Origin of the sequence: Corynebacterium sp. MSK195 (assembly GCF_030228885.1) — a bacterium.
In the GTDB taxonomy this organism is placed as follows: Bacteria; Actinomycetota; Actinomycetes; order Mycobacteriales; family Mycobacteriaceae; genus Corynebacterium.
On the sequence record NZ_JASPGT010000031.1, the window covers coordinates 1 to 2,266 of the forward strand.

A 2,266-nucleotide genomic window follows, 5' to 3' on the forward strand; every position below is an offset into this window, starting at 1 on the left:
CGCGATGGTCGCCTTCATGCACACCGGCACAAGACTTACCGCGGGCTACAGATACACCACGTTAGGGGACGCAACCATACTGCTTATTGGCGGTGGCAGGAATTACTTCAGTGGTCAGCAGTGGAACATCAAACTCCTTGAGGTCCAGCAGGGTGTACTCCACCCCATCCTGGCGCCCCTGGGCAAGATCATAAAGCCACTCACCTACTACCTTGCCGACCGAGTTATCGCGGGTAGTGCCGATGATGATGCCGATACGAGACATAAGAGAACCTTCTTTCCTTCAAGCTTTATGTAACATCCCTAGCTTACCGCCCGTGCAGATACTTGTCTGATGGTGATGTTGATACGTCCCTCACTCAACCCGCACCCCTCCGGCAATGTGCCGTCATTAACGCGCACCACCCCGTGGTAGGCAAAGCGCTTTGGCCCACCAAAGACCACCAAATCCCCAGAGCACAGCGTGATCTCATCCCACGGCCGCGTGCGCGATTCGGTATGGCCCATGCGGAAAAGCGCCTCACCCCCAATGGATAGCGAAATCACCGGGGCGGGTGACTCCTCCGAATCATCCACGTGCATGCCCATGGCCGAGCCCGGCGGATAGTAATTAACTAGCGCCATCTCCGGCACGAAGTTCTCCACCCATGGCTCTAGCTCAGGCGCTACCTCCGCCGCGGCGCGCAGTGCCCCCGGAGCAATCCGCCGCAGGCTCTCCGGCACCGGCGGAACCCGCGTGCCGTCCATATTGTCCACGTACCGATAGCTGGGATAATGCCAATACCGGCCCAGATGCAGCTGAAAAACGCTCATTTGCCCGCCGGATTTCAACCGCGGCCGCACCATCGCCATCGGCGTACCCGCATACTCGCGCGCAATGCCGCGCATCTCTTCTACCAAGGCCTTCTGCTTATCGACGCCCACCCATCCCGGCACATGCCCCACCCCCGGAGCCACACGCACGCTCGGCCGCGGCAGCGAATCAAAAAGCATGACCTCACCCTAAACCCAACGACCCGATAAATCGACCATGACCTATCATTTGCGCCAAGGATCAGAATCCGTTCAAGACTAATAGGCCCATGCCTAGGGCGCCTCACGCGGAGTTTCACCGTCTGGTTTATCTGGTTCCGAAATGGCTTATTGAAGTGCCCCGGGCCACCACCCCACATGGCCCGTAGGAACACAACTACCTCGACTTCCTCGCCAGCCTCGAGAGCTAGACAAGGAGGCTTCTACCGGCTATCAGGGCGCGGATAACGACACGACAACCAGATTGAGAACGAGTCACCAGAGCTAATAGCAGAGCACGACGGCAACCAGTACCCCCTCACTTTGAGGAACTTCACGGACACTCCGCGTTCGGTAAATTCATCGACCAGTCGGTGTAAGTCGATAAGCGAGCGGGCAAGTCTGCCCATGCTGACTACGATGAGTGGCCGCCGGTACGCAGATAGTTCAATGCTCCGTCTAGCCTTGGCCGGTGCGGAGACGAGCCGCTGGCGATGTCGGTAAAGATGCGGAAGACTTTTCCTTCTTCAAGGCCGTCAACTGTTGGTCGAGATTCTGATCTTTGGAACTAACACGCGCGTTGCCGATTTTCTGCCCCGTATTTACCTCGGATTGTTCGGGAATGTCTAGAGGTAGTGACGGTTCTATTTCATTATCCACGAACCCACCCTAGCGAACAGTGGGTTAAACACGATGGATGTAATTCCTAAACTGTTCGCTTAGGGTGTACATAGATGCAGCTACTTTCGCATCCGACAGATGGAAATCTACGGCGATCTTGGCAGCTGTATTTTTGCACGGGGGAATTGCTTTATTCATGGGAATTACCTCATTCTCCCTCACGATGCTCACAGTGGTGATTTTCGCCTTACTACCCATGAAGATAGTTGGAAGGAAGTTGAGTGATATTCATGACTGGTTCAAGTTATCGATCAAGAGTATTTGGATATAATTTTAGTCGGATTGTACTTATCTTCGCAGTACTCTTATTGTGTGTCTACTTCTTGACCAGAAGAGATCAAACCGCCTTTATCGCATGCGGTCTTTTAGTGTCTCTGGCAATTTTCTTTAATGTCGGGGTGTTGCTGAATGATGAAATCCTTCGGATTTCAGTTCTTGGCATTCCAGTCAGCAACGTTCGTTTGGAATCTCTGAAGGGGGCGGAGATCCTTCCCTCGGAGGGTGATGCTCCTATGTTGTGTCAAGCTGATTTGAGAAGTTCTTCATAAGCCAACCTCAACTCCGGCAAAGGGCG

Annotated in this window: 3 protein-coding genes; all 3 read right to left on the reverse strand. The window is 54.1% G+C overall.

Going from position 1 to position 2,266, the window contains the following annotated elements:
• Window positions 1–61 precede the first annotated feature (61 nt).
• The 3 genes from QP909_RS11615 to QP909_RS11625 all read right to left on the reverse strand — a co-directional run bounded on the left by QP909_RS11615 (window position 62) and on the right by QP909_RS11625 (window position 1,421).
• A complete protein-coding gene (locus QP909_RS11615; protein WP_284767315.1) occupies window positions 62–265 on the reverse strand; it encodes an NADPH-dependent FMN reductase in 204 nt (67 codons plus the stop codon).
• 38 nt (window positions 266–303) lie between these two features.
• Entirely contained in the window at window positions 304–993 is a 690-nt protein-coding gene (locus tag QP909_RS11620; protein ID WP_284767316.1) for an alpha-ketoglutarate-dependent dioxygenase AlkB family protein, read from the reverse strand.
• 242 nt (window positions 994–1,235) lie between these two features.
• Entirely contained in the window at window positions 1,236–1,421 is a 186-nt protein-coding gene (locus QP909_RS11625; RefSeq protein ID WP_284767317.1) for a recombinase family protein, read from the reverse strand.
• Window positions 1,422–2,266: the final 845 nt, after the last annotated feature.

Bases quoted from the DNA above. Each gene is read 5' to 3' on its own strand.
- QP909_RS11615 (WP_284767315.1), bottom strand. From the start codon at position 265: ATGTCTCGTATCGGCATCATCATCGGCACTACCCGCGATAACTCGGTC.
- QP909_RS11620 (WP_284767316.1), bottom strand. From the start codon at position 993: ATGCTTTTTGATTCGCTGCCGCGGCCGAGCGTGCGTGTGGCTCCGGGG.
- QP909_RS11625 (WP_284767317.1), bottom strand. From the start codon at position 1,421: ATGGGCAGACTTGCCCGCTCGCTTATCGACTTACACCGACTGGTCGAT.